Genomic DNA, 22197 nt, shown 5'->3' on the forward strand with positions numbered 1-22197 from the left:
TCTTTCGCGGCAGTGCGGAGCGGTGTGGGGGTTGCGTCCGGGGAGGGCAGGCGGGTGTCAGGCGTGCGCGGGGGCGGGGCGGGGCTCGTCCTCGGGGAGCTGTGCCTCCAGTTCGCGGACCAGGGGCAGCACGCGCTCGCCGAAGTAGGCGACCTCCTCGTGGTAGTGCAGGAAGCCGAGGAGCAGGAGGTCGACGCCGAGGCGGCGGTAGGCGACGACGCGTTCCGCGATCTGTTCGGGGGTGCCGATCAGGCCGGTGCGGAAGCCGTCGTTGTACTGGACGAGGTCCTCGAAGGCGGAGTCCTGCCACATGCCCTTGCCGTCGGCGGTGGACCGGCCCGCCTGCCGTACGGCAGCGCCGAAGCCCTCGACGGCCTCGGAATCGGCCTTGGCGACGATCTCCCGGAGGGTGTCGCGGGCCTCGGCCTCGGTGTCGCGGGCGATGAGGAAGCCGTTGAGGCCGAACCGGGGCGCCGTGCGGCCCGCCCGGTCCGCCGCGGCGCGGACGTCCGCGATCTGCTCGGTCACGCCGTCGAAGTCCTTGCCGTTGGAGAAGTACCAGTCGGAGACGCGGCCGGCCATCTCACGGGCGGCGGTGGAGTTGCCGCCCTGGAAGATCTCGGGGTGGGGGCGCCCGGGTGTGCTGAGCGGCTTGGGCTTGAGCGAGAAGTCACGCAACCGGTAGAAGTCGCCGGCGAGCCGGGTGCGGTCCTCGGTCCACATCTGGCGCAGGGCGCGGATGAACTCCTCGGAGCGGCGGTAGCGCTCGTCGTGCTCCAGCCAGGGCTCGCCGAGGGCGGTGAACTCGTCCTTGAACCAGCCGCTGACGACGTTGACGGCGAACCGGCCGCCGGACAGGTGGTCGGCGGTGGCGCCCAGTTTGGCGAGGACGCCCGGGTGCCACAGGCCGGGGTGGACGGCGGCGATCACCTTCAGGCGCTCGGTGGCGAGCAGCAGGGCGAGACTGAAGCTGGTCGACTCGTGCTGGAACTCGGCACCGTAGCTGGCCATGTAGCGGACCTGACTGAGCGCGTACTCGAAGCCGTTGTTCTCGGCGAGGACGGCGAGTTCGCGGTTGTATGCGTACCCCCAGTCCGTGCGCTGTTCGATCTTGCTGGTGACCAGTCCCCCACTGACATTGGGAACCCAATAGGCGAATTTCACGGGCTCGGGCATGCGGAACTCCTGTTGCTGAGTGGGCAATTCTTTCGGGCCGCCTCATGACGCCGTACGAGGCCACATGACGCCGCACGACGCTGTATGACGCCTCAAGACGCCACATGACGCGCCTTCGCGCGGATCAGACCGCACGGCGGGAATGCGGCAGCGGCCTGTGTGACGACAGGCGTGGCGTGGAAAGGAAGCGGCGGATCGCGGTAATTCAGGCCGCTGAGCAACAGGAGGCGCTGGAGACGCGCGCGAGGTCGACATGGCGTCGCCGCGTGAGGTCCAGTCGCATCTTCATACGGTCGATCGTGGCAGTCACCGGTCGGGGCCGTCAAGGGAAACCCGACCGGTTCCGCGGCCCGGACCACTGGATTTCACGAAGGTGTGACAGGGAAACCCTTGAACGGGTGCGCCCGCGCGGAGAATTCTGCTGTCGTGCGAACGGAACAGCTGGAATACATCGCCGCGGTCACCCGGCTCGGCTCGTTGCGCCGGGCCGCGGAGGAACTGCGCCTCTCCCAGCCCGCGTTGAGCGAAACCGTCCGGAACCTGGAACGCGAACTCGGTGTCGCCCTGCTGGAACGCAAACGCTCCGGGGCGACGATGAGCGCGGAGGGCCGGGAACTGCTGCCGCACATCGTCGGCGTACTGGAGGCCGTGGACCGGCTGCGGTCCGCGGCGGGCGAGCAGCACCGGGTCAGCCGCATGGTGCGGGTGGGCACGGTGAACGCGGCGACCGTGCCGCTGCTCGTTCCGGTGGTACGCGCCTTCCGTGCCGCGCACCCCCGCACCCAGGTGGAGGTGGTCGCCGCACAGCAGACGGAGATCCACCGGGCCCTGACCGAGGGCGGCTTCGACCTCGGCCTGGTGAACCACCTGGAGGGCGACGACACACCGGCCGCGCTGGAGTCGACACCGCTCCTGCGCGGCCGGCCGGTGGTGTGCGTACGGCCCGACAGCCCGCTCGCCTCCCGGGCCGCGGTGAGCGTGGACGACCTGCTGGACCAGCCCTTGATCGCGATGCGCTCCGGTTACCTCATGCACCGGTACGTGCACCGGCTGCTGGACGGCCGGACCCCGTCCTTCTCGTACTCCACGGACGGTGCGGAGATGGGCAAGCTGATGGTGGCGGAGGGACTCGGGGCCACGGTCCTGCCGGATTTCAGCGTCGTCGGGGACCCGCTGGAGCGGCTGGGCGCGATCACCTACCGGCCGCTGGCGGACGCCGGGACGCGGGTACTGCTGATGCTGCAACGGCGCCGGTCCGTGTCCGTGCCCCGGGCGGCGCGCGGACTGCGGGAGGAGTTCGTGCGCCGGGCCGGGGAACTGGGCGGGACACTGAGCCCGTCGGAGCGACGGCCGCCGGGGGCGGGCTGACCCCCTCCCCCGGCGGCGAGGAACCCGCGCGGGGCGCGGTCAGGAGACGGCGCCCTCGGTCCAGGCGCGTGCGAAGATCTCGTCGACGGTCTCCTCGACGGTCTGCCCGGAGGTGTCGAGCCACAGCCCGATGCGGGGTGTGCTGTCCCGCAGGACCTTGTCCATGGTGGCGGGCTGCCAGTCGGGTCCGTAGCCGGTCTTGGCGCGCTGTGCCTCGCGCCGGGCCACGACCTCGGGGTCGGGGGCCAGCATGACCACGGCGAGCGGGCGGCTGCGGATCAGGCGGGGCATGTCGGCCAGGTACTCGCCGAGGAAGAGGTCCTGGACGACGGCCGTGAAGCCGGCCTCGACGTAGGCGTCCGCGGCGGTGGCTGCCAGACGGTAGCGCAGCCGCACCTGGGCGACGGCCTCCGGCGGGGCGTCGGCGGTCATGGGCGCCTGGCCGTTCACGATCATGCGGCGGAAGGTGTCGCCGCGCACGTGCGCCGAGCGGGGCAGGCGCTCGGCGAGGGCCTGGGCGACGGTGGACTTGCCGGAGGCGGAGATGCCCGAGATGACGATGACGCCGGGGGTGCCGCCGACGGGGGCGGAGGCGGGGCTGGTGATGTCGGTCATGGGCGGAAGGGAGGTCCTTGCTCGTGCTCGCTGCTGCCATGGATCAGCCCCTCCCGGTGGTGTGGTGCACCGGCACGGGTGCGAGGGGCCTGGCGCGGGGGTCCGGGCGGCTGGCTGGGCCCGGCGTTCAGGATGTCGGGCGTCCGGGAGGCGTTCAACTGATCTTGTCCAGATGAGATGTCGTCTCGTACGCTACCCGCCGCTTTGGGCGCGCAGGGTGGAGGGGGTCCCGGGGACCGGCAGGTTCACCCGTCCGGCACGCGGTACTGCCTCTCTTCGTCACGGCGTCCGGTCGAGACCGCCCGGGAGCGGCGCGGCGATAGGCTGCGTCGGTGCGTACGGTCGAGCTCTTGTTGGACGATGCGGCAGACCAGGTGGTCCGGGACGCCTGGCGGCGGCTCGCGGACGCGGGCCTGCCCAGTCAGGCGCGGCACCGCTCGCCGGCCAACAGGCCGCACCTCACCCTGGCCGCCTGTCCGGAGCTGACCGCTCCGATCCGGTGGGAGCTGGCCGGGGTGGCCGCCGCCCTGCCCCTGCCGGTGCGGTTCACCGGCGTGGTCCGCTTCGAGCGGCCGACCTCGGTGCTGGCCTGGGCACTCGACCTCGATCCCGCCCTGGCCGGTCTGCACGAGCGGGTGTGGGACGCGGTGGTCTCGGACAGTCCGCCCGCGTCCCTCAACCCGTTCCACGACCCCGCGCGCTGGAGTCCGCACATCACCCTCGGCCGTTCCCGGCGGGCCGGTGCCTTCGCCGGCCGGTGGGTCCCCGGACTGCTGCCGGCGCCGCCGTTGCCGGCCCGGCTGACCACCCTGCGCAGCTACGACACCGAGACGGGCACCGTCGAGGTGCTGCGGCCCCTTCCCACCGGCGGCGGTCCCTGACAGCCGCCGGCGCCGATCTCGCCCGTCCAGGTCTACAGCTCGATGTCGACGTGTTCCACGTCGGTGAATTCCACGCCGAGGCCGGGGGCGCGGGTGTTGGCGGCGCGGAAGTACATCTCGGCGAGGCCGTCGGCGGCGATGCGCTGGAGTTGTTGTTCGGTGGCGCCGGTGTCCCGGGCCTGGAAGAGGCGGTCGGCCCACTGGGGGGTGAGGGCCTGGGTGATGTCGCGGACGCGGGCGTCGTCGGTGGTGCCGGGTGCGGCGGTGAAGCCGAAGCGGGCCCGGGTGGAGACGACCAGGCCGTCGGTGGTGACCGCCTTCTTCTTGGCCCGCGCCCGGATCTGCGGCTGCCAACGGCGTCTGACCTCGCGTTCCATGCGGTCGCGCAGGTCGGGGCGGGGGTGCTTGAGCTGTCCCTTGACGTAGCGTTCGACGGTGCGCTGGGAGACGCCGAGGAGTCGCGCGGTGGCCCGGGTGCCCTTGAGCTGTCGGACCAGGTATCTCATCTGTGCCGGGGCGCTTTTGGGGAGGGGACGGGTGAACGTGCCTTCCAGGGCGCGGTCCAGGCCGTCGCCGATGGGGTCGGCCATGGCTCGTTACTCCCCTTCTCCGGCTGCCGGGTCGGTTTTGTGTAGGTTCGCACCGCCAGTGTCACTCCGGACCGCGATGACCTGCTGCTTGTGCTGGCGTCTCATCAGATGTCCCGCGGTTTCCGTCTCAGTTCGGTGGCATTTCCTCACGCGGCTTCGCCCTGCTGGGCTTCGTCGGGATTCCAGGTCTGGTCGAACCAGGCGATGAAGTCCTTCACGGTTCCGATGCGAGCGATTCTCTCGTGGATGGCCCGCTGGTCGTGACCGGGGAGGAAGTCGCCTCGGCTGATGGATTTGCCGCATCCGCAGTTGCACTCGCGGTTGCCCAGGGGGGAGTCGAAGTAGGTGATGGGGTTCTGCTGAGCGCCGTTAGGAGCCGGCTTGCCGACGTAGTGGTCGTGGACGGGGTGCCCGGGGCCGAGGATGCGGCCTTCGAAGGCCCGTCGCCCGCCAGGGACGTCGATGATCCGCTCGATCTCCATGGCCTGGCGGATGATCCCGCCGCCGTTGACGACCGCGAACCGCTCTCGTTCGACGCGTGATCCAGGCGTGACCCAGACACCGCGGGCGATGTCGTGGAGCTGTTTGCCGGAAAGCCCGTCGCTCCAGCCGATCTGCGAGCGCTGGAGGGGATCGCTGTTCGGGTCGACGTTCTTCTTCTTGCCGAGGGTGATCTGAATCATCGCGCTTCCCTGTGAGGCCGCCTCGGATGGTTGGGAGATCCGAGGTGGCCTGTTCAGGATAGACCATGCACCCCCGCTATAACGGGGTGTTGTTGGCCGCCTTTCCGAGAGTCGATGGGTTCCTCCCTGGGCGGCGACCGGGCAGGTCGTGCCGCCGGCTCAGGTAGCTGATCATTCCGAGTGAGAAGCCGGTCTCCTCTGCGAGTTCGCGGCAGGTGCGTCCAGCGACGCGTTGGTCGCGGAGCCAGTCGAGATCGATCTGGCGCCAGCGGGTCGCTTTGCCGTCGCGCTTCATGCCGTATTCGCGGACGAGGACCTTGATGGCTTCCTCGTTCACGCCAGCGTGCTCCGCGATCCACTTCAGCGTGCGGTATTCGTCGAGGTAGAAGCGTGCGAATTTGTCCCTGGGGAGCGCTGCACGAGCCCGTCGAACAGTGGCTCCTCTCTCCCACTTCGCGCTCTTCGCCTCTGCGGGAGGGGCTGGCTGCTCCTGCAGGACGAAGCGGACGGCATCATGGCTGACGCCGAGGCGGCGGGCGGCCTGTGCTGTTGTCAGGCGTTCGTCCCTGATGAGCCGGTGAAGCATGTCGGGGTCGATGTCCCGCAGGTCGCAGCCGGGCACCTTGAGATCGCGGACGATGTCTGTCGGGGGCTGCCAGGAGACAGGTTCGTCGCGGATTCCCTGCCGGATGAGGAACTCGGCTGCGTGTTCCTCGAGTTGGCTCATCAGCGCCGGGGTGAGATCTGTTTCGAAGGTCCGTAGCATGGTCCGCAGTTCCGTGGTGCTGGGCGCGTAGGCGGCCGGGGCGAGGGTTGCGGGGAGTCCGCTGAGCCGTTCGAACAGCAGCGCTCGGGCGAACTGGTGGCGCCGTACTCCGCCGGCTTCGAAGTCGATGTCCCGGCAGAGCTGCGTCCAGGTGTCCAGCGGCAGCAGGTCGCGGTAGTCGACCGTGCGGCGACGGGTGTAGTCGATCGGTGATCCTTCCTGGTCAAGGTAGTTCGCCAACGCGAGCAGGCCGAGGCTGATGCCGTGGAAGTGGCCCCGCTTCGTGAGCCGGAAGGTCATGTGAGATCCCAGCCGGTCCTCCACCGGTGCACGAAGGAGGCGGGCCCTCGTGGTGAAGTCCCCCGTGCCTCCGACCAGCAGCAGGTAGCACGACAGGGCCGGGCGGATCGTGCGAGAGAGAGCCCCGTCCAGGGGGCTGAGCCGGGCGGACCAGGCGGGCCAGAGCTGCGTCGGAGTCCTGCGGGCCCGCTCAGCGACCCGCGTTGCCGCCGAGCGGCCGGGCCTGCGGGGCAACCGGTCCGCAGTGCGGTAACGCAGCTGATCAGGGCCTCCCAGACGCGGTGCGAGCGTGGCGAGATGGATCGCGTCGAAGACCGAACTGGTGTGGGCCCACCGGAGCCCGACCTTGAGCGGAATGCTGCCGTCAGTGTCGCTGATCAGGTCACGAAGGGCGGCTCCGGCCGCGTGGACGTCGCTCTGCTGGAGAACGTGCAGGGCCGCGCTGGTGGCGAGTGCGGCGGTCGCGGCCCGCCTCGGAGCGAGGCGTCCCGGACGGGTCTCCTCGACAGGGTCGAAGGACCGCCGTTTCTCGGGCAACGGCTGCTGGTGCAGTGCCAGGATCTCCGGTGGGACGAAGCCCGCCAGCCGGCCGGTGTCGGGGACCCGGCGAAGCAGGATGCAGGCCAGCGCCCGAAGGTCCCCGAACAGCGCAAGACTGGGCTGGGGGTGGTCCTGGTAACGCCGAAGCCTACCTGCCCACTGGAGATCGCCTTCTCGATGAGGTTCTGGGCCACGATCACCGATCCCTGAGCGGCGAGCGTGAGCGTGGACACCTCCTCGAACGGCTGCCCGCAGCGAGCCGGCGGAGCACCGATCTCCGAAGGACTGTGGCAACGGCCCGGAGCGAGCGGGTGCCGGGTGGTCGCCGGGAAGTGCCGCGGCATGCGGCTGCAGCGCGGGCAGGCATCCACCAACAGCAGTCGGTGATCGAGGCAGACGAAGGACCAGCCGAGCCTCCAACTCAGTCGCCATCTGCCGCCGCTCGCGGCCAGGCAGGCCGGGCAGTAGCGCGACCCGCGGGCCCGCCCCCAGACATGCCTCGCCTCCACCCTTCGGCGCTGTGCATCGACCAGGTGAGCCCGGCCGTCGTAGCGGGCCAGAGTCATGGCGTGTGCCTGCGTCGGGGTAGGGCCGGCTGACCATGCGATGGCTGCCGCCTGGTCCGCGTCGAGAAGGTAACCAGGCGTCTCAGGATGCCCGAGTCCACCGGCCGGGCGAATCCGCGGGGCAGCACGCCCATCGAGGCCAGGACGTCACCGGTGGTCGTCCCCAGCCGGTGGGCGATCGCCTCCCACCAGGAGTCGAGTGCCTCGCCCGGCTGCGGGGCGAGTCGGATCGGCAGGGTCCGCGCGTGCGTCACCGGCGAGCCGCCTTCTGGCGGGTCCGTCGGGAGCGTTGCCCCTTCAGGAGATTGCGTACGTCGTCCTGGGCCAAATGTGCCGCCTGGTCGATCTTGACGCGGCTCAGAAGTTCCTCGTCCAGACGCTCGGCGCCGGTGCGGATCGCCCGCTGGCAGCCGCGGTTGATGAGGGTCATCAGCGAGCCGATGTGGCCACTGGAGCGGATGAACAGGTAGTCGGACAGGTCGTCGGCTAGCATGCCCCGGTAGATGCCGCGCAGGACCAGGCGCTTTTCCAGGGCCAGCAGCAGCCGGCGCCACTGGCTGCGGCCCTGGTCGGTGGCCAGTTCGAAGGACCCCATGTCCAGGCGGGTCGTGCGCCGGCCCGTTTGAGCCAGGACCGCGTTGTCGTAGGACTCGCCCTCGGAGAACAGTCCGCGCTTGGCCAGGCCGACCCCGACGAACAGCAACGTGACCGGGAACTCGTTCGCGACGTACTTGAAGTGGTTGCTCACTTCAACGCCACCGGCCGCCCGCCAGCGGAGGAAGTGCAGGTCGTCCACGATCAGCAGCTTCACATCGCAGGAGAGCACGCAGTCTAAGGGCTGTCCCGTAACTGGGGCTTCGGACAGGTGTCAGGCGCTCGGGTTCCTCCACAGATGTCGCTCGTCCAGGGTCCCGAACCACACCTCGCCGCGTGCAAGGTCGACGAGAATGGGCCAGCAGTCCAACAGCTGCTCTCTCGCATCACGCGAGGCGAGGTACTGCACAGAGTTGTAGGGCACGATCAGCAACCCGTTGCTCGCACGAACCCGCTCTGCGTCGATAGCGAGAGGCGGCTCATCATCGCGCTGGCTGTCCGCGAGAAACGCCATCGCGAGTTGCAGAGCCTCATCCTGCTCCATGGTCCGTCTCCAGTCCGTCGGCTCGAAGGAGGAACCCTAACCGGCCTGAGATGATCTTGGTGTGGCTGGTGTGATCACGGCGTCGGAGCCTTCCTGGATAGCCCCCTTCACCGGGCTCAACCCACGGCAGTTCGGCAAGCTGGTGACAGTGCTGCGACGCGCAGGTGCGGACGCGGCCCGCAAGGGCCGGCCGTGGAGGCTCCCGCTGGAGGACCGGGCCCTGCTGGTCGCGGCGTACTGGCGGACGAACCTCACGATGCGGCAGATCGCGCCGCTGTTCGGGGTGTCGAAGTCGACGGCGGACCGCATCATCGATCACCTCGGACCGAAGCTCGCTCTCCAGCCCCGCAAGCGGTTCGCGAGGGACACTGTGCTCGTCGTGGACGGCACCCTGGTACCCACCCGCGACCACACGATCGCCGAGCGGTCGAAGAACTACAGGTACTCCACCAACCACCAGGTCGTCGTCGACGCCAACACCCGCATGGTCGTCGTGGTCGGCCAGCCGCTGGCCGGGAACCGCAACGACTGCAAGGCGTGGGCGGAGTCCGGCGCCAAGACCGCGGTCGGCAAGACCCTCACGATCGCCGATGGCGGCTACCCGGCACCGGACTCGTCATCCCGCACCGCCGCGAGCGCGGCCAGACTGAACTTCCGGCCTGGAAAGAGGAACACAACCGCTCCCACAAGCAAGTCCGGGCTCGCGTCGAGCACGTCTTCGCCCGGATGAAGACCTGGAAGATCCTGCGCGACTGCCGCCTCAAAGGAGACGGCGTCCACCACGCCATGCTCGGCATCGCACGGATGCACAACCTCGCCCTCGCCGGATAGGCCAGTGGGCCGCACGGCGGCCCACCATGCGGAGACGACTCGGAGATCATTTACGGGACAGCCCTTAGGGCTCGCTGGGCGAACTGCGCGGTGGTGCCGGTGGTGTGGCCGGGGTGGCCGAAGAACTCCAGCATCGCCCGGTTGAAGTCCTTCATCCCGGTGTTCCCGGTCAGGCCCACCCGGCAGACGGGGAGCCGTTCGTGCCCGCCGGCGGTGAACGCGCCGCCCTCGGCGATCTCCCGGTGGTGGAAGTCCCGGGCGAAGGCCAGCACCGCGGTCGTCTTGCCAAGTCCGGGGAAGGCGTCCACCGCGACGGCGCCCTTGGCCTGGTCGCCGTCCTGCTGGTTGCTGTCGAGGATGTCCCACAAGTCCTCGTGCAGTTCGGCCAGCTGCGGGGTCCGCAGAGGTCCGAGGTTCGCGTGCCAGATCCGCCGGGCCTGGTCGTACTCCGCTTTCGCGCGCTCGCCCAGTGCCACGTACTCGCTGCGGGGCAGCAGTTCCGGCTGGACGCGCGGTGCGGCCTGCGCGAACGCCGCCCAGCCCTCCTTGCGCGAGAGCGTCAGCGCATCCAGCCGGTGGGAGTCTCCCGGCGTCCAGGTGTCTTCGCTGTTCACGCGTCCTCCAGAGCGTCGGTGTAGAAGTCGCTGTCGTCTTCGAACTCCACGAGTTCGGCCTCGTCATCTGCGTCGTCGTCGCCCGTTTCCTGTGCGGCCTCGGACGCGAGTTGTGGTTCTGCCGCGTCCGGCAAGTCCATGAGGCGTCTCACGCTCGGCAGTGTCGCGACGCTCTCTTCGGGCTCAGGGAGGTCCAAGGCCGCCTGTTCCCGGGCGAGCCGCAGCGCCATGCGACGCTCGACGAGCGTGGTGCCCAGGCCGAGGTTCCAGCGTTCGAACAGGTCCCGGATCGCGGCCTTGTCGTCCGGGAACCGGTCGCGGGACGCGGCCAGGCGGCGGGCGAACTGCAGTGCCTCCTCGCTCACCGGCATGTCCCGCCCCGGTGCATGTTCCCAGGCCAGCGCATGCCACCTGCGGTCGGCGGGATCGCGGAAGTAGACCGTGTTGATGTCGTCCGGGTTCACCGCGATGGGCCACTTGCCGTCCCGCTCGCCGCTGAGCAGACCGCGGTAGGGGTCCAGGGCGGCGCCGTTGTAGCGGCGGGCGTCCAGGTCAATGCCGTAGTGCTGGATCTTGCGCCGTTCCACCCGCAGGAACTCAAACGCAAGGTCCGGATCGCGCGGCACCGCGATATAGCCGGCCCTGTTCAGGCCGTGCTCGAACATCGCCGCGGGCGACATCCGCAGCCCCGGCACGCCCGGGTCGACCAGAGAAGTGTGCGGCCTCACGTGATACACGCAGGCCACCCACTCGCGGATGATCGCCTCAAGTTCGTGGAGGAAGAAGAACGCCTCTCCCTCCGGGCGCTCGCCGCGCGAGTGCAGATCGGGCCCCTTGTAGCCGGGCAGGCCCTGCAGCAGATCCTCACGCAGGGTCAGAAAGAATATCTCCAGCGGGCCCTTGTCCCGGCCCGTCCGCAGCCGGGCCGGCTGAACCGAGATCCCCAACCGGCGGCAGACGCTGGTCAGATGCTCCGAGACGAACACCTTGCCGTGGTCGACCAGCACCGTCTCCGGCACCAGCGCGGGCGACGCCGCCGAACGCATCGGCCCCTCCAGCGTCGTGGCCTCCACCAGGCCCGACCTCGGGATGCCGTGCTCGGGCCAGACCGCGTGCGCCGGCCAGTCCTCCCCGGCGGACCGGGGACGGAACGCCTGGTAGAGGGCGACGCTGGCGTCGACGGCCTTCGTCGATACTGGGGTGATCCTGATCCCGCAGACGCAGCGGGTGTACCAGTCCATCGCAACGGTCAGCTCCGCCTGCAGCCACTGCAGCGTGACCGGGTCCAGGGCGAACACGTCGAGGCGGTTGGTGTCCATCAGCAGGTACTCACCCGGCCGGGTCGGCCGCAGCTTCCCATAGACCCCGCCGGGCCGGGAGGCGATGTCCCGGTTCCGCTTCGTGCTCAGCCGGAACGTCGGATGACGCCGCTCCAGGTCCTCCAGGAGACGGTAGACCGTCGCCCGGCTGGGCAGGTCCTCCTCCTCGAACCCCCGGGCCAGCAGCCGGGCCCGGGTCCGCTCGATGACCATCTTGCGCGACGGCTTGGACTGGCCCGTGTGCTCGACCATCACCTCCAGTGCCGCCTCCGACCACACCTCCGCGTTCCGGTGCCCGGACCGCGGCCCGCTGCGGGCCGGCACCAGTCCCGCCTCGCCGTCCTGGCGGAAGGCAGCCGCCCACCGCTTGACCGTGCGCGCGGCCACCCCCAGCTCGGCCGCCTTCGCCGCGTACCGGCTCTCCATCGGCTCGCTCGCCGTGTAGGCGGCGCGGGGCTCCCCCACGGCCACCAGTTCCTCGCTCCCGCTGCGGAACCCAGTGAGCACCTCCCTCACGTGGGCAGCCCGCTCCAGCACCAGTTCCCGCTCCCCGGCGTCCAGGCGGGCCAGCACGACCGCAGCCGTCTCCTGCGGGTCGTCGGAGGCAGGGCCTGGCCCGTCCGGGATGATGCGGGCCCGGTCGGTGAGCAGCAGCTCCTTGACGGCCAGGCGCAGCAGTCGTCCCCGGCCGTCCTTGAGGACCACCTCACCGCCCGCCTGCGTGCTGGCGAGCTCGACCACCTCGACGATCTCGCCGTCGTAGGAGAAGCGACTCCCTACTCCCACGCGCACCGCGGCCCGGCTCACGACGCCGCCCTCAGCACGCTGCGGGCGCTCAGCGGGACGCCCAGGTCGGTCAGCCACTGCTGTTTCCACAGCAGATGCAGGATGGCGGCCCGCACCAGCGGAGCCGGACGGTCCGGCAGGCAGGCGAACGCCTCTCCCAACGTGTCCCCGTCCGCGACCCGGTCGCGGACTTCGTCGAGGATGACCGGATCGAAAAGCCGCTCCGACGGCTCCTCGTCCACCGCCTCGTCGTGTATCTCCTCGGACGCGTCCGCTTCGAACAGCCAGTCGCGGCGGTAGCCCGCGAGGAACCGGACGTTGGCCATCTCGGCGTCCGGCGGTTCACTCCACACCTCGTAGCGCCAGCCGCGGGACTCGACCACCTCGCGGGTCCAGGCGAAGGTGAACGCGTGCTCTGGCCGAGCCACCCGGTGGCGCGGCTTGACGTCAACGACCAACGGACCCGTGGTGGTGGCCATCAGGTAGTCCGGGATGTGCCGACGCAGCGCGCCGTCCACTTCGGCCCTCAGTAAGAAGGGCTGGGCCACGATCGCCGTCACGTCCCGGTCGAAGTCGGCGTAGAGCAGCCGCGCGAGCTCCAGCCGCGACTCGTAGATCACGTGATCCGACTGCGTACTCGACCAGTACGAACCCGAATAGTGCTTCTGCCCCATGTACCAGCGGAACGTCCGCCACGGCTCAGCCGCGTACAGCATCTCCAACGGCACCGACTCCCAGGCGAGGCCCTCGGACACCTCGTCCACGCCAAGCCGAACGCAGACCTCCACGTGCATGAACCGCCCCCATCGCAGCCAACTTCCTTGATCGCGAAGACAGTCACACGAACACGAGAGAACCGGACGGTTGATCGAGAGGCATATCACTCGAAGGGGTGAACGCGTTGAACCTGGACCCCTCGAAGGGTGTCGTAGTGGCATCGCTAGCAGGCATTGACGTGAAAGAGCTGTCGCAACGTCAGGTCCGCTTCTATTCTCGTGTCCTTGACGATGCGGCTCTCAGACACGGTGGTTGGGATTGGACGCGGAACTTCTGGCCCTAGCGAACACCGCTGGAACCACCCTTGTGGGGCTCCTAGCGACCGACGCGTGGGACCGGGCAAAGTCGGCTGTCGGCTCTCTGTGGCGGCGAGCTCGCCCCGAGCACGCCGAAGTTGTGGAAGCTGAGCTGGTCCAGGCACACGACGAGATCGTGTCTGCCCGGGCCGCTGGGAATGACTCGATGGAAAGGGAGTTGGTCACCGAGTGGCAGCTGAAGCTACGGCGCCTGCTCGCGGCTGATCCTGCCATCGCAACGGAACTCCGTCGGCTGCTGGAGGATGAGCTTGCCCCCGCGCTCGCGGAAGGCGGGCAGACATGGTCCGGTTCGGTGACCATGACCGGCACCGCGTCCGACCACGGGAAGGTCTACCAACTGGGTCAGGGCAACCTGAACATCACCGAGTCATGAGTGACGACGATCAGCCGCGCTTCGCTGGGGACACCAACCTGCACGCCGACGCCTCCGGGCACGGCCGCGTGTACCAGGTCGCCCAAGGCAACATGTACATCGGCGTCGATGACATGGCCAAAACCAGGGAGATCCTGTCCCTTCCCATCGCCGAGGCGGCGCGGCGTCTGTCCGAAATGCCGGCGAACGAGGCGGTTACCGTCCTGGCGGCCATGGACCCGCCCGCCGCAAGTAATCGTCTGAGCGCCATGCCCCCGGACCGGGCCGCGTATGTGCTGACCAATATGGATGAAGTGGCTGCAGGCGTTCGCCTAGCCCACATGATCAGTACTTCTGCTGCCGAGGTTGTGCGGCAGATGCCAACTGATAGGGCACGTCTCCTGTTGACAGCGCTGCCCTACGAAAATTTGGCGAACATCCTCGGTACGGAACACTTCCTCGCGCTGCTTCCCCTTCTGCCGGCCGCCACGGCAGCCCATGCAATCTCAGATAACGAACCTCCTGTAATTGCACAGGTCATCCAGGCGCTGCCCGAGGAACTCCGTTTCGCGACGTGGCAGGCTCTTCCCGACCGCAGCAAGGCTGCTCAGGTCCTCCGGCTAATGCCGCAGGACTGGCTCAGGTCGATTACTGCCCACTTCCCACCTGACCAGGCCGCCAGGCTGTGCGCAGTACTCGATCACACTCAGGCGGCAGCTGTGATGTGCAGCCTCCCCAATGCGACCGAAGTGCTGTCGCATTACTGGGTACAGGTTGAGGCCAATGGAGGGGGGCGCCTCATTGGATTCATGATTGACGAATTGGAGGCGGATCTCTTGGGCAGCGTGCTGAGACTCTTGCCGCCGAGTAACGCCCAGCGGCTGCTGACAATGGGCTACAGCGACACCAGTGATGACTACTGGACTGTGCGGATGCGCAATGAGCGCATCGGCAAGGCACTGATGGGCCTGACCGACGAGCTGGCCCGCTGGCTCGTAACCACGCTGCCCCCTAAGGCTGCTGCCGAGGTCATGGAGAACCGACAAAGCGCCTTGAAGGCTCAGCTTCCGGATCCACACATCGGAGCCACTGCGGCGATGCTGTCATGGCCAGACGAGCAGCTCCGGGCTGCCTTGGCGCAGTGGCCGGATGAACAGGTACAGGCGCTACTGGCGATGGTGCACCCCGGCCGTGGGGCACAACTGCTCGCCAACACCTCTGGACGGAGGCTCCGCGCGCTGGCCTGGACCATGCCAGGTGACCAATTCGATAAACTGGTCGCAGTCATGCCCGCGCGGCAAGCCAGGCAAGTGATGACCTGGACCCACCCATGGCTCACATGGGCTATTCTCCAGGGCCCTCTCAATGAGACCAAGCAGGCCCTGTATGAAAAACTCCCGCCAATACGGCGATGGGCCTGGCGCACCTGGGCAATGGCCCTCATGGAGAGCCTTCACGAACGCCGCAACAAAGATCAATCGTGCTTTCAGTGAATCTATCGCTCCTCGGCAACATTGAGGCTAGTGAGCGCCATTGCACGGAATCTTCATAGGGCCTCCTATCGCTCGGACGGATTGCACCGGCGATCTGTTCAGGAGGCCCTATCTGCGTGCCCTGCTGCCGAAAGGCCGGCCGTGCCGGTCTCAAGCGGCGGGCATCGCCTCTCAACTCCTCGTCACATATGTCACTTAGATGACACCATCAGAGAGAACATGGCGCGGAATCTGAGAACCTACATTTTGATGAGGTTGGCGAGGTTGAAGACGCCGCCCGCCTTCTCGAACTGTTCCTCGGCCCACAGGACGGTCCGGGTGCCCTGGTGTTTGACCATTCCGGGTGAGACGCCGAGGCGGAAGGTGCCGGGTACCGGTCTGCCCTCGGGGGTGTGCGGCAGGACATCGAGGGGGGGGACGGGCCGTGGGAAGGGTAGACGATGGCGTCGGTGCCGATCGCGACCGGGTAGAGGCCGGCCGCCGCGGCCGTCTTCATCAGTTTGCGGTGGATACCGACGCGCTGGTTGGCCAGGACGGCGGCGCGGATGTCCGGGCGCCAGGTCTCGCGGGCGAGGGCGGGCCACGGCTCGTAGTAGGGCACCTGGCCCCGGTTGCGCTGGCGGAGTGCGCCGATGCCGCCCTTCGCGGTCGCCTTGATCGCGCCGGCCAGCAGGGCCATCGTCGGGTCGGCCTGCTGGGAGCGGGCCATCGCGTCCAGGAACTCCTGGCCGGTCATGCCGGTGGTGACGCCGAGGTCGGCCATGGTCGCCACGTAGGCGTCGCGCAGGCGTTTGTACCAGCCGTCCAGGTAGCGGCCGGTGCGGGTGCGCACGTACGCCTCCAGCGGGGCGACGTCGAAGCCGAGTTCCCGCGCGTAGGCGACGGTCGGGGTGGCGTACCAGGCGGGGCCGGTCGGGCGGGCCCCGTCGGGGGTGAACGGGTTCGGCAGCCGGCCGGCGTCGACCGGACGGCCGCCGGTGTCCGCGCGGGAGAGGTCGACATGGCTCAGGTCGACCAGCCAGGAGCCGGGCAGCGCGGGGTCGAAGGACGGGCCGCCGGTCAGGTGAGTGGGGCCGTTCAGGCCGATGGTGAGGCCGTTGGCGGCGGCGGCGAAGGACATGTTGATGTCGACCGCGACCAGGTAGCGGTGCGCGCACTCCTCGTCGGTCAGCGGCCGGCACCAGTCGTAGGGCTCCTCCATCAGCATCTCGGCCGGGGTGCGCAGGTGGTGCCGGGCGAACTTGCCCTTGAGGACGGGGTGTTCGTCGGGCACCTCGCACTCCACCACGTCGTGGACCTGCGTGAGGGCGTCGTCGTTGAGGGCTTGCTTGAACTCTCCGGTCGCCGGGTCCTTCTCCGCGCGGGTCGGCGGGCGCAGCGCGGTCATAAGCTCCAGGCCGGTGACGGCCGCGGTGCCGCGCGGGGTCATCACGCGCTCGGCGTAGGCGCCGAGGTAGCGGGCGAGGTCGGCCGGGTGCATCGTCGGCAGGACCGGGGCGTCCTTGCGGTCCCATTCGCGGACGTCCAGCGCGTTCCAGGCGGGGACGCAGAGCTGGACGCAGTTGCGCCGGGCGCCTTCGGCCGGGCGGTAGATCCGGGCCCACGGACCGAAACCGCGCCGGGTGAGCTGCCAGCCGGCCCTGGTGAGCTGCCGGACCGCCTTGTGGCTGTCGGGGAGGCGGCCGGCGCGGCGTTCCTCGTCCGAGAGGGCGGTGGGCAGGCCGTAGCGTTCCAGCGCGGCCGGGGTGAGGACGAGGACCGGGTCGGCGTCGCGGCCGTTGCGGTGCAGGCGGGGCTGGCCGAGCCTCGCCTCCGTCAGCGTCCAGTCGACCAGGGCGGGAGGGTCTTGGCGGGCACGTCCAGGACCAGGCCGGCGACGCAGTACGCCGACACGTGCCCGTCCGCGCAGTCGACGACCGCGAGCGGGCCGTTCTCGAAGCGGGGGTCGGACGCCGCAGGGGTGGCGGGGCGCTTCGCGGCCTTCCCCGTCGCCTTCCCCGTGGCCTTCTGCGTCGCCTTCTGCGTCGGCGCCCTGGGCGGCGTCGCGGGCCTGGGCGCGGGCGCGGGCCTGGGCGCGGGCGCGGTCCTGGGCGCGGGCGCGGTCGTTTCCCTCGTCTCGGGGCGTGCGGGTGTCTGCGGTGCGGGCGCGGTCGCCGGTGTGCCGGCCGGGAGCGGGGCGGTGGGTGCCGGGGCCGGGAACCGGGCGGCGAGTCCTTCGAGCAGCCGGGCGTAGGCGGCGCGCTTGGGCGGGCGGGGCTCGGTGCGGCCGGCCTCCCAGTTCCCTACCGCCTCCCGGCGGGTGCCCAGGGCCTTGGCGATCTGGTCCTGGCTCAGGCCGGCGGCCTCGCGCAGCCGTTTGCGCTCCGCCGGGGGCGGAAGCTCGTCCTGGGCGACTTGCTCCAGCAGCGCGTCGACGGCGCCGAACAGCTGATCCTCAGTGGGCACAGGGGTAACCTCCGTGCGGCATCGTAACGGAGACAGGGCCTGTGACGCGCATCGGATCGCTCATGAATCGCGCCCTTTCCGCGGGTGGTGGTCGGGGTGGACATCGCCGGACGCGGTACAGCCGGAGCCTCAGGCACGGGGACGGTGCTCCGCGGGCGGTGGAATGACGTCCGGGGCGGCTTCTGATCCTGGTGATCGTGCCGGCCGTGCAGCAGCAACTGCCGCAGGCTCTGGAGGCCAACAGTTGTGAGCACGGCACCTCCCCGCCCGCCCGGCCGCGGCGGACTCTTCCTGGGCTCCTCCACGGTCCCGGAACCGTCGGAGGCAGGCGCGGCCTGCGCCACGTGCGGCAGCGGGGAGCCGTGTGTGGGGGTGGAGACAACGTGGCGGCAGCGGCAACGACCGCGACTCGTGCTTACGTGCGCTGCCCGTCCTTACGTGCGCTGCCCGTCCCCGAGCGACACGCACGGGATGATGGACCGCCGTGTACGGACCGGCCCCGGTCAGCAGGGGGTCACTTCCATGGCGACGGTGACGGTGATGGCGGCCCGAGGAGTGAGGGGCACGGGGGGAGTGCCTCGGCGCTCACCACGGAGACGTCCATCTGCAATCACCCCCGCGACGACGAGGTCCCGATCGGTGCGGCACTTGACGTGGAACCTGCCCGGCGTTCACACGGTCACCGGCGGGGTTCCTCCGCCGCCGGGACCTGACCGCGGCGTTGCTCCGGCCGGGTGACACCCGGAGCGCGGTCCCGCGCCCGGACGGGAATGCTGGCGTCATGGCACCCTTCCTGACACGGCGGCTCACCGCCGCGCTGCTCGTCTGGCTCGCCGTCCTGCCCGGGACGGCCGTGGCCGGCGGCGGGTCCGGGGAGGCGGACGGGTCTCCCACGGCCGCCGGAGACCCGCTGCCGGCGTTGGCGGAGGCCGCCCGTCCGCTGCGTACCACCGACCCCTCGGGTCCTTACGAGGACCTGCGCCCCTTCGGGACGGCGGTCGGTGACGCGGTGCTGGTCGGCGTCGGCGAAGCCGCCCACGGCTCCCGCGACTTCGCCGCCCTCAGGCACCGGGTGTTCCGGTACCTGGTCGAGGAGAAGGGCTTCCGCTCCTTCGTCCTGGAGGCCAACTGGAGCGCCGGCGCGCGCCTCGACCACTACCTGCTCACCGGGCGCGGCGACCCGGTCCGGATCATGTCCGAGGAGTTCCAGAACGCCTTCCTGCTGCTGCACAGCCAGGAGTACCTGGACATGATCCGCTGGATGCGCGCGTACAACGTCGCCCACCCGGACGACCCGGTCCGCTTCGCCGGCGACGACAACGGCTACGCCGGGCCGGAGTTGTACGACCGGGTCGTCGGACACGTCCGGCGCGACCACCCCGACCTGCTGCCCGCCGTCACCGAGCTGTACCGGGGGCTGCGCCCCGCCCTGCCGGTCGGCGAGTGGATCCGCGCCACGATGACCGCGCCCCTGGAGGAGCGCCGGGCGCGGGCCGAGCGCACCGGGCGGGTCCTCGCGCTGCTGCGCGCCCGCGAGCCCGCCGGGACGGACGAGGACCACGCCTGGGCGGTCCAGCACGCCGCCGTCATCGACCAGGTGGCGCGGCTGTACTCCTTCGACCTCGCGGATCCGCAGGCCGCGCCGGCGGCCATGGTCTACCGCGACACCGTCATGGCGGAGAACACCCTGTGGTGGCAGCGCCGCACCGGCGACCGGACGGTGCTCGGCGGGCACAACAGCCACCTGTACACCAGCAGTTCCACCCCCGACCTCCCCGTCACCCAGGGAGAGGTGCTGCGGCGGCGGCTGGGCGACGGCTACCTGGCGGTGGGGCTCTCCTTCGGCCGGGGCGCCGTGCACGCCACGGAGAAGGGGTTGCAGAACCCGACCGACGACGACGTCAGACGGTTCGAGGTGGCGCCTCCGCTGCCCGGCTCGGTCGAGCACACCCTGGACCGGGTGAGTCACCGGAGCTGGTACTTCGACCTGCGCACCGCGCCGCCCGCCGCCCGCGCCTGGCTGGACGTCACCCGGCCCAAGCGGGAGATCGGCACGGACTTCCCCCCGCCCGGCGATCAGGTCCGTCCGCTGAGGTCGGCGGATCTGATGGTGCACCTGCGCGAGATCCGGCCGAGCCGGAGGCTCGACCGCGAGACGGCCGGGGCCGGACAGCGGCCCCGCGCGTCCGAGGCGGGCGCCGACCCGCTGCCCGCCCTGCGCAGGGCCGCCCGCCCGCTGCGCACCGTGGAGCCCACCGGCCCCTTCGACGACCTGCGCCCCCTCGGGATGACGGTGGGCGACGCCCGGCTGGTCGGCGTCGGGCAGGCCGCCCACGGCGGCCACGAGTTCCTCGCCCTCCAGCACCGGGTGTTCCGGTACCTGGTCGAGGAGAAGGGCTTCCGCTCCTTCGTGCTCGAAGCTCCCTGGAGCGCCGGGCTCCGGCTGAACGATCACCTGCTCACCGGAGGCGGCGACCCGGCCCGGATCATGGCCGAGGAGTTCCACAACGCCTACCTGTTCATGCACACCGGCGAGGTCCTGGACGTGATCCGGTGGATGCGCGCGTACAACGTCGCCCACCCCGACGACCCGGTCGGGTTCGCCGGCAACGACAGCAGTTACGCGGGCCCCGAGCTGTACGACCGGGTCGTCGGACACGTCCGGCGCGCCCACCCCGACCTGCTGCCCACCGTCACCGAGCTGTACCGGGGCCTGCGCCCCGCCCGGCCCGCCGGCGAGTACATGGTGGACTACATCACGGAGCCCCTGGCCGTACGGCGGGAGAAGGCCGAGCGCACCGGGCGCGTCCTCGCGCTGCTGCGCGCTCGCGAGCCCGCCGGGACGGACGAGGACCACGCCTGGGCGGTCCAGCACGCCGCCGCCGTCGACCAGGTCGCCCGCCAGTACGCCTTCGACTACGACGATCCGGGGCAGGAGCGCGAGGCCATGGCCTACCGCGACACCGTCATGGTGGACAACACCCTGTGGTGGCTCCGGAGAACCGGCGACCGGACCGTGCTGGCCGCCCACAACGGTCACGTCTACCTGGAGGGCTTCGACCCGGGCTACCCGGTCATCCAGGGCGGTCTGCTCCGCCGCGCGCTCGGGGACGGCTACCGGGCCGTGGGTCTGGCCTTCGGCCGCGGCTCCTTCCACGCCACCGACCGGGGCGTCTCCGATCCCCGTGACGAGGACGTCAAGCGGTTCGAGGTGGGGCCCGCCGCGCCCGGCTCGGTCGAGCACACCCTGGACCGGGTCAGTCACCGGGACTGGTACGTCGACCTGCGCACCGCGCCGCCCGCCGCCCGCGCCTGGCTGGACGTCACCCGGCCCAAACGAGAGATCGGCACGCACTGGCCCCGGGACCTGGACCGGGTCGACCTGCTCCGGTCGGCGGACGCGATGGTGTACCTGCACGAGATCCGGCCGAGCCGCCTGCTTCCGCGCGGCTGACCCCTCGGCCGGGTGCCGGCCGCTCCTCTGCCGCGGCGCAGGAGCCGGTCCACGGGATCGCTCCCCGTCTGTGGGCCGGCGCCGGCCCCCTCGGCCGCGGCACCGCGTGTCCGTCCTCGGTTCCCGGGGTCACGGTCGGGCGGTGCCGGTGGTGGCGAAGCGCTGGCGATAGGCGGTGGGGGTGATGCCCAGGTGACGGACGAAGACACGGCGGAGGGTCTCGTCGCTGCCGAACCCGCTGTGCCGGGCTGCCGAGGTGACGCTGTGTCCGTCGAGGAGGAGCTGTTGGGCGTGGTCGAGACGGACCCGTTCGACCCAGCGGGCGGGGGTGGTGCCCAGTTCGGTGTGGAACAGCCGGGTCAGGTGGCGGGGACTGACGGCCGCGGCGCGGGCCATGGACGGCAGGCCGTGATCGGCGGCCGGGTCGGCCAGCACGGAATTGATCAGGGTGCGCAGCAGGTCGTTGCGGGCGGGTGGCGTGGTGGCCGTGGTGAATTGCGCCTGTCCGCCCGGACGCCGCAGGAAGACCACCAGTTCACGTGCGATGCGGCGGGCCGCGTCGGCTCCGTGGTCGTCCTCGACGAGGGCCAGGGTCAGGTCGATGCCCGCGCTGATACCGGCGGAGGTGATGTACCGCCCGTCCCGGACATGGATCGCGTCCGGCTCGACGTGTACCCGGGGGTGACGGCGTGCGAGTGTGCCGGCATGCCGCCAGTGGGTGGTCGCCCGGCGTCCGTCGAGCAGGCCGAGGCCGGCCAGGGCGAAAGCACCGGTGCACACCGAGGCGACCCGCGTCGCGCGCGGGGCCACGGCGCTGATCGCCGCCAGCAGCTCCGCGTCCACCGGCCGCTCCGCCAGGCGGTCCCCTCCGGCCACGAGCAGGGTGTCGATCGGGCCGGCTCCGGTCGCCGTCACGGTGCCGCTCAGCGGCATTCCGGTCGAGGTGGTGACCTCCCCTCCGTGCGGGGAGATCAGGATCAGGTCGTAGGGGTGGCCGAGTCGGCCCGCTTGGTGCAGGACCTCCGCGGGGCCGCTGACGTCCAGCAGGGTCACACCGTCGAACACCACGAAGCCCACGCGGTGCGTCATGTCTGAATCTGTGGTTTGTTCGTCAGAAAGGACATGGCGCCAGGATACGCGCCCCGGCCACCCTGGGAGTCGAACCGTCGGACGAGGGAACGGAGAG

Annotated in this window: 19 protein-coding genes and 3 pseudogenes; 7 read left to right on the top strand and 15 right to left on the bottom strand. The window is 70.3% G+C overall.

Features of this window, described 5'->3' with window-relative positions; all coding sequences use genetic code 11:
* Nucleotides 1–57 precede the first annotated feature (57 nt).
* Together sfnG and ACIQR3_RS04705 are read right to left on the bottom strand one after the other, a co-directional pair.
* A complete protein-coding gene (gene sfnG / locus ACIQR3_RS04700) occupies nucleotides 58–1176 on the bottom strand; it encodes a dimethylsulfone monooxygenase SfnG (protein WP_403534116.1) in 1119 nt (372 codons plus the stop codon).
* A 205-nt stretch (nucleotides 1177–1381) separates the two neighbouring features.
* The gene (locus ACIQR3_RS04705; protein WP_351532065.1) at nucleotides 1382–1465 is read right to left on the bottom strand and encodes a putative leader peptide; all 84 of its coding nucleotides are present in this window, start codon (nucleotides 1463–1465) and stop codon (nucleotides 1382–1384) included.
* Nucleotides 1466–1602: 137 nt separating this feature from the next.
* Between ACIQR3_RS04705 and ACIQR3_RS04710 the strand changes: the two genes are divergently transcribed.
* A complete protein-coding gene (locus tag ACIQR3_RS04710; protein ID WP_403534119.1) occupies nucleotides 1603–2544 on the top strand; it encodes a LysR family transcriptional regulator in 942 nt (313 codons plus the stop codon).
* Between the two features lie 39 nt (nucleotides 2545–2583).
* Here the strand turns inward: ACIQR3_RS04710 and ACIQR3_RS04715 are convergent, their stop codons facing one another.
* Nucleotides 2584–3159, bottom strand: coding sequence for an AAA family ATPase (locus ACIQR3_RS04715; protein ID WP_403534122.1), 576 nt, complete (start codon nucleotides 3157–3159; stop codon nucleotides 2584–2586).
* A gap of 353 nt (nucleotides 3160–3512) precedes the next feature.
* Here ACIQR3_RS04715 and ACIQR3_RS04720 point away from each other — a divergent pair, with 353 nt between their 5' ends.
* Complete coding sequence (locus tag ACIQR3_RS04720) at nucleotides 3513–4040, top strand: 2'-5' RNA ligase family protein (RefSeq protein WP_403534124.1); 528 nt, start codon at nucleotides 3513–3515, stop codon at nucleotides 4038–4040.
* A 32-nt stretch (nucleotides 4041–4072) separates the two neighbouring features.
* Here ACIQR3_RS04720 and tpg read toward each other — a convergent pair whose 3' ends face one another.
* The 3 genes from tpg to ACIQR3_RS04735 form a co-directional block, all read right to left on the bottom strand.
* The gene (gene tpg / locus ACIQR3_RS04725) at nucleotides 4073–4630 is read right to left on the bottom strand and encodes a telomere-protecting terminal protein Tpg (RefSeq protein ID WP_403534127.1); all 558 of its coding nucleotides are present in this window, start codon (nucleotides 4628–4630) and stop codon (nucleotides 4073–4075) included.
* 146 nt (nucleotides 4631–4776) lie between these two features.
* Nucleotides 4777–5313 (bottom strand): hypothetical protein, encoded by a 537-nt coding sequence (locus ACIQR3_RS04730; protein ID WP_403534130.1) that lies wholly within the window; start codon nucleotides 5311–5313, stop codon nucleotides 4777–4779.
* A 76-nt stretch (nucleotides 5314–5389) separates the two neighbouring features.
* Nucleotides 5390–6379 (bottom strand): hypothetical protein, encoded by a 990-nt coding sequence (locus ACIQR3_RS04735; protein ID WP_403534133.1) that lies wholly within the window; start codon nucleotides 6377–6379, stop codon nucleotides 5390–5392.
* A gap of 297 nt (nucleotides 6380–6676) precedes the next feature.
* Between ACIQR3_RS04735 and ACIQR3_RS04740 the strand changes: the two genes are divergently transcribed.
* On the top strand, nucleotides 6677–7129 hold the full coding sequence (locus ACIQR3_RS04740) for a hypothetical protein (protein WP_403534135.1): 453 nt from the start codon (nucleotides 6677–6679) through the stop codon (nucleotides 7127–7129).
* 173 nt (nucleotides 7130–7302) lie between these two features.
* Here ACIQR3_RS04740 and ACIQR3_RS04745 read toward each other — a convergent pair.
* The 3 genes and pseudogenes from ACIQR3_RS04745 to ACIQR3_RS04755 all read right to left on the bottom strand — a co-directional run.
* Nucleotides 7303–7599: pseudogene (locus tag ACIQR3_RS04745) on the bottom strand (TniQ family protein); the annotation flags it as partial.
* Nucleotides 7600–7735: 136 nt separating this feature from the next.
* The gene (locus tag ACIQR3_RS04750; RefSeq protein WP_403534137.1) at nucleotides 7736–8311 is read right to left on the bottom strand and encodes a hypothetical protein; all 576 of its coding nucleotides are present in this window, start codon (nucleotides 8309–8311) and stop codon (nucleotides 7736–7738) included.
* A gap of 42 nt (nucleotides 8312–8353) precedes the next feature.
* On the bottom strand, nucleotides 8354–8623 hold the full coding sequence (locus tag ACIQR3_RS04755; protein ID WP_403534139.1) for a YrhB domain-containing protein: 270 nt from the start codon (nucleotides 8621–8623) through the stop codon (nucleotides 8354–8356).
* 61 nt (nucleotides 8624–8684) lie between these two features.
* Here ACIQR3_RS04755 and ACIQR3_RS04760 point away from each other — a divergent pair.
* Nucleotides 8685–9454, top strand: a pseudogene (locus tag ACIQR3_RS04760) (transposase).
* A gap of 50 nt (nucleotides 9455–9504) precedes the next feature.
* Here the strand turns inward: ACIQR3_RS04760 and ACIQR3_RS04765 are convergent.
* The 3 genes from ACIQR3_RS04765 to ACIQR3_RS04775 are packed head-to-tail and all read right to left on the bottom strand — an operon-like array spanning nucleotide 9505 to nucleotide 12937.
* Complete coding sequence (locus tag ACIQR3_RS04765; RefSeq protein ID WP_403534142.1) at nucleotides 9505–10068, bottom strand: hypothetical protein; 564 nt, start codon at nucleotides 10066–10068, stop codon at nucleotides 9505–9507.
* Entirely contained in the window at nucleotides 10065–12173 is a 2109-nt protein-coding gene (locus tag ACIQR3_RS04770) for a helix-turn-helix domain-containing protein (RefSeq protein WP_403534144.1), read from the bottom strand. Before ACIQR3_RS04770 ends, ACIQR3_RS04765 begins: the two co-directional genes overlap by 4 nt.
* A gap of 17 nt (nucleotides 12174–12190) precedes the next feature.
* A complete protein-coding gene (locus tag ACIQR3_RS04775; RefSeq protein ID WP_403534147.1) occupies nucleotides 12191–12937 on the bottom strand; it encodes a TnsA-like heteromeric transposase endonuclease subunit in 747 nt (248 codons plus the stop codon).
* 409 nt (nucleotides 12938–13346) lie between these two features.
* Between ACIQR3_RS04775 and ACIQR3_RS04780 the strand changes: the two genes are divergently transcribed.
* Nucleotides 13347–13640 (top strand): hypothetical protein, encoded by a 294-nt coding sequence (locus ACIQR3_RS04780; RefSeq protein ID WP_403534150.1) that lies wholly within the window; start codon nucleotides 13347–13349, stop codon nucleotides 13638–13640.
* A complete protein-coding gene (locus ACIQR3_RS04785) occupies nucleotides 13637–15112 on the top strand; it encodes a magnesium transporter MgtE N-terminal domain-containing protein (RefSeq protein ID WP_403534152.1) in 1476 nt (491 codons plus the stop codon). Before ACIQR3_RS04780 ends, ACIQR3_RS04785 begins: the two co-directional genes overlap by 4 nt.
* Before the next feature lie 208 nt (nucleotides 15113–15320).
* Here ACIQR3_RS04785 and tap read toward each other — a convergent pair whose 3' ends face one another.
* Complete coding sequence (gene tap, locus ACIQR3_RS04790) at nucleotides 15321–17390, bottom strand: telomere-associated protein Tap (protein ID WP_403535414.1); 2070 nt, start codon at nucleotides 17388–17390, stop codon at nucleotides 15321–15323.
* Nucleotides 17378–17557 (bottom strand): annotated as a pseudogene (locus ACIQR3_RS04795) (helix-turn-helix transcriptional regulator); the annotation flags it as partial. The gene tap and the pseudogene ACIQR3_RS04795, both read right to left, overlap by 13 nt.
* A gap of 781 nt (nucleotides 17558–18338) precedes the next feature.
* On the opposite strand from ACIQR3_RS04795, the gene ACIQR3_RS04800 reads away from it, so the two are divergent.
* Nucleotides 18339–21011 carry an erythromycin esterase family protein gene (locus ACIQR3_RS04800; protein WP_403534153.1) on the top strand — a complete coding sequence of 891 codons (2673 nt, stop codon included), beginning with the start codon at nucleotides 18339–18341 and terminating at the stop codon, nucleotides 21009–21011.
* 129 nt (nucleotides 21012–21140) lie between these two features.
* Here the strand turns inward: ACIQR3_RS04800 and ACIQR3_RS04805 are convergent, their stop codons facing one another.
* Complete coding sequence (locus ACIQR3_RS04805; RefSeq protein WP_403534156.1) at nucleotides 21141–22100, bottom strand: GlxA family transcriptional regulator; 960 nt, start codon at nucleotides 22098–22100, stop codon at nucleotides 21141–21143.
* Nucleotides 22101–22197 lie beyond the last annotated feature (97 nt).

Source organism: Streptomyces sp. NPDC090994 (assembly GCF_044768905.1).
In the GTDB taxonomy this organism is placed as follows: Bacteria; Actinomycetota; Actinomycetes; order Streptomycetales; family Streptomycetaceae; genus Streptomyces.

Excerpts from the sequence above, each read along its gene's own strand:
- sfnG (WP_403534116.1), bottom strand. The coding sequence starts at position 1,176 with ATGCCCGAGCCCGTGAAATTCGCCTATTGGGTTCCCAATGTCAGTGGG.
- ACIQR3_RS04705 (WP_351532065.1), bottom strand. The coding sequence starts at position 1,465 with ATGAAGATGCGACTGGACCTCACGCGGCGACGCCATGTCGACCTCGCG.
- ACIQR3_RS04715 (WP_403534122.1), bottom strand. The coding sequence starts at position 3,159 with ATGACCGACATCACCAGCCCCGCCTCCGCCCCCGTCGGCGGCACCCCC.
- tpg (WP_403534127.1), bottom strand. The coding sequence starts at position 4,630 with ATGGCCGACCCCATCGGCGACGGCCTGGACCGCGCCCTGGAAGGCACG.
- ACIQR3_RS04730 (WP_403534130.1), bottom strand. The coding sequence starts at position 5,313 with ATGATTCAGATCACCCTCGGCAAGAAGAAGAACGTCGACCCGAACAGC.
- ACIQR3_RS04735 (WP_403534133.1), bottom strand. The coding sequence starts at position 6,379 with ATGACCTTCCGGCTCACGAAGCGGGGCCACTTCCACGGCATCAGCCTC.
- ACIQR3_RS04740 (WP_403534135.1), top strand. The coding sequence starts at position 6,677 with ATGGATCGCGTCGAAGACCGAACTGGTGTGGGCCCACCGGAGCCCGAC.
- ACIQR3_RS04755 (WP_403534139.1), bottom strand. The coding sequence starts at position 8,623 with ATGGAGCAGGATGAGGCTCTGCAACTCGCGATGGCGTTTCTCGCGGAC.
- ACIQR3_RS04785 (WP_403534152.1), top strand. The coding sequence starts at position 13,637 with ATGAGTGACGACGATCAGCCGCGCTTCGCTGGGGACACCAACCTGCAC.
- ACIQR3_RS04800 (WP_403534153.1), top strand. The coding sequence starts at position 18,339 with ATGGCACCCTTCCTGACACGGCGGCTCACCGCCGCGCTGCTCGTCTGG.
- ACIQR3_RS04805 (WP_403534156.1), bottom strand. The coding sequence starts at position 22,100 with ATGACGCACCGCGTGGGCTTCGTGGTGTTCGACGGTGTGACCCTGCTG.